Below are 3,268 nucleotides of genomic sequence, written 5' to 3'. Positions count from 1 at the left end.
ACGGATTAAGCGGCTGTTTTGATTGGCGTGGTCGTTTTCCGACCTATGGTTTACTTTGTTGCTCACGAGTTTCTGCGTGGATCTCTTGCCTAGTTTCAGGAGATTGACGTCGGGCACATTGCCAGGCCGCAACAAGTAGCGACAGGCAGCTCGCTTTGCGCCCGACTCATGCGTTGACTGTCAGTCCCGGCAAATCGACGGTAATACTGGGCGAGCCCAGTGCATTGATGCAGTGATGCGCCAGCAATTCGCGCTGATCGGGGTGGTTCTGTAAAAATTCGTATCCCATGGCATCGGTGACGCCCAGAATCCGATCAAGCACCAGCACCTTGCCACTGGGGCGCAGCGGTTCGCATTCGAGTTCTTCCCATTTTTCAACCAGCCATTGCTGCGATTGCGCTGCAAGGGCGGCGGTCGGTTCCATATTAAGCTGAACCTGTAGAGTCTGGGTCGTGGTAAAAATAAAGTTGACGTCGCAGCGCATGGGACCTCCGGGCGTGATGGCAAAAGCGCACAAATAGCACTGTAGAAAAAATGACAGGAAAATACTGTCACGATCATGACAATGTCGGGCGATCCGGCACTGGCCACCATTACCATGAATATGTTTACAAACACGTGATGAGGCAACCGTCGATACTTGATGGCGATGCCGATGTCGGATCCGAGTTTATGCAACCCGTGATTATGCGTCGACATAAACCGTGGGAGTGCCAGCGCAGTTGGATACTATTATTGCATCAATCATGCGGGTAGGTCCGCGTAATCGTGCGGCAGGGCCGTGCAACCGTTCGTGACACAGCAACCGTTCGAGCAGATGCACGGTACGATCCGGGCCGGCGTTACGAATCACAGATGGGTGCGTAATGTCCAGATTTCGGGAAACAGAACGACATCGAGCATTTTGCGCAGATAGTTAACCCCAGAGGTGCCGCCGGTGCCGCGCTTGAAGCCGATAATGCGTTCTACGGTAGTCACATGACGAAAGCGCCACAATCGGAAGGTGTCTTCGATATCTGTCAGTTTTTCGCCCAATTGGTACAGATCCCAGTGCCGGTCGGGCTCTCGATATACCAGGAGCCAGGCCTGCATGACGCCGTCACTCGCCGTATAAGGCTGGGTCCAGTCCCGTTCAAGGTGATCCCGGGGGACCGCAATACCGCGACGCGCCAGCAATTGCAATGCCTCGTCATAGAGCGATGGCTGCTCATAGGCCTGTAATACCTGTGCGTAACGATCCGGATGATGCTCATGGGGCCGAAGCATGGCGGCGTTCTTGTTACCCAGTAAAAATTCGATTTGTCGATACTGAAAGCTTTGAAAACCACTGGATGCCGCCAGCCACGGTCGCAGTGCCGTATATTCCGGCGGTGTCATTGTGGCCAGCACATCCCAGGCATGAACCAGCTGCTCCATGATGCGTCCTACCCGTGCCAGCATTTTGAACGCTGGGTTCAACTGGTCATTGCGCAGGCTGCCAATGGCTGCATTCAGTTCGTGCAGCATCAGCTTGATCCATAGTTCGCTAGTCTGGTGCTGGATGATGAAAAGCATTTCATTGTGTTCGGGGGACAGCGGATGCTGCGCGCCCAGCAGTTCATCCAGGTGCAGGTAATCGCCGTAGCTCATATCGCGCGAGAAATCCAGTTTGGCGTTTTCATTGGCCATTGCATCTGCAGAGGAGGGGGGTGTCGATTCTTTCATGCTTGGATTCCTTTGAACAGGCCTGCAAGTCAGCCTGGGTCTGGCGTCGTCAATAGGGGCGTGTGCAACGTTGTGGTACCGGTTCAGAACGTTGAGGCTGCCGGTTCAGTTTACCCAACCGGCAGGATTACACCATCCTGATGCCGGTCTGGCGGGATATAAATACTTGGCCTGGCACAGGGGGATAGGGCTGTATCACCCTCTGCGGCGTGACCGGCATGATCGCAACTGTGATGCAGCCCGATACGCACTTACGGTCAGGTGACTGTCTGTTTTGCCGAAAATATGTCGGATCGCCAGACCTCACTTTGCAATACCGATTTCAATTGCATTACCGCATCCCACACGTCGGTATAACGCAGATAAAGCGGCGTGAATCCGAAACGCAGTACGCCGGGTTCGCGATAGTCGCCAACCACGCCTTGCGCAATCAATGCTTGAATAATGGCGTAGGCACCCTCGGGATGGGTCAGGCTAACTTGGCTGGCCCGTTTTTCAGGGTCGCTTGGTGATACGAGTGACAGCCCGTACCCTGCACATTCTTTGTCGACCAGTTGAATGAACAGGCTGGTTAGTGTCTGCGCCTTTTTGTAGATTGCCGGCATGCCGCCATAGCCCTGCGCCTTCAGAAACACATCCAGGCTGCTCTCGAGCACAGACAGGGCAAGTATGGATGGCGTGCCGCAAAGATAATGGCGGATGCCGGTGGCCGGCTGATAATGCGTCTCGAACGCAAAGGGCGTAGCGTGTCCCATCCAGCCGGTCAGCGGCTGAGTGATTTGATCGACGTGTTGCGGATGGACCCAGACAAAGGCGGGCGAGCCCGGGCCGCCATTGAGAAACTTATATGTGCATCCCACAGCAAAATCAGCCTGGCTGCCGCGCAAGTCGACCGGAATGGAACCGGCAGAGTGGCATAGATCCCATATCACCAGTGCGTCGTGGGCGTGCGCCAGGCGCGTGATCTGCGCCATATCGTATATCGAGCCGCTGCGATAGTTTACGTGTGTGAGCAACAATACCGCCAGATCATCGTTGAAGATCGAATCGATCTCCTCGCCCTCGACCAGTTCCAGCGACATGTCAAATTGCGCGCATAGGCTTTGTGCAATATATAGATCGGTCGGAAAATTGGTTTTTTCGCTGACAATTTTGCGCCGGGCGGGATGGCGCCTGCGCGCCATTTGAATTGCGCTATAGAGCACCTTGTACAGATTCAGGGAGGTGGAATCGCAAACCACAATCTCGTCCGGTCCCGCGCCGATCAGCGGTGCGATTTTGTTGCCCAGTCGCATGGGCAGGTTGACCCAATCGGCCTTGTTCCAGCTGGCAATCAGGTCATCGCCCCATTCCTGCAGCATGACCTGTTTGGCCCTGACCGGTGCGGCCAGAGGCATGATTCCCAATGAGTTGCCATCCAGGTAAATCGTGTCCGGCGGCAGGTGAAATTCGCTGCGTAAAGGGCTGAGCGGATCGATAGCGTCAAGATTTTCGTAGAAAGCGCGGTTGGTCATTGTTGTTCCATGATAGATGGCGATCGCAATTATTGTTACGGTGTCTGCAA

The 3,268-nt window shown here is 54.7% G+C and carries 3 protein-coding genes; all 3 read right to left on the bottom strand.

Annotated features, from left to right (window positions below):
* Positions 1-166: 166 nt before the first annotated feature.
* The gene (locus ACTIKR_RS20505) at positions 167-484 is read right to left on the bottom strand and encodes a hypothetical protein (RefSeq protein ID WP_442328893.1); all 318 of its coding nucleotides are present in this window, start codon (positions 482-484) and stop codon (positions 167-169) included.
* A gap of 365 nt (positions 485-849) precedes the next feature.
* Complete coding sequence (kynA, locus tag ACTIKR_RS20500; protein ID WP_442328892.1) at positions 850-1,704, bottom strand: tryptophan 2,3-dioxygenase; 855 nt, start codon at positions 1,702-1,704, stop codon at positions 850-852.
* A 257-nt stretch (positions 1,705-1,961) separates the two neighbouring features.
* Positions 1,962-3,218, bottom strand: coding sequence for a kynureninase (kynU, locus tag ACTIKR_RS20495; RefSeq protein ID WP_442328894.1), 1,257 nt, complete (start codon positions 3,216-3,218; stop codon positions 1,962-1,964).
* Positions 3,219-3,268 lie beyond the last annotated feature (50 nt).

This window comes from Advenella sp. (assembly GCF_052108595.1).
Lineage (GTDB): Bacteria > Pseudomonadota > Gammaproteobacteria > Burkholderiales > Burkholderiaceae_B > Advenella.
Note: the sequence above shows the minus strand (reverse complement) of the source record. Positions and strands in the feature narration are given on the sequence as shown.

Bases quoted from the DNA above. Each gene is read 5' to 3' on its own strand.
- ACTIKR_RS20505 (WP_442328893.1), bottom strand. From the start codon at position 484: ATGCGCTGCGACGTCAACTTTATTTTTACCACGACCCAGACTCTACAG.
- kynA (WP_442328892.1), bottom strand. From the start codon at position 1,704: ATGAAAGAATCGACACCCCCCTCCTCTGCAGATGCAATGGCCAATGAA.
- kynU (WP_442328894.1), bottom strand. From the start codon at position 3,218: ATGACCAACCGCGCTTTCTACGAAAATCTTGACGCTATCGATCCGCTC.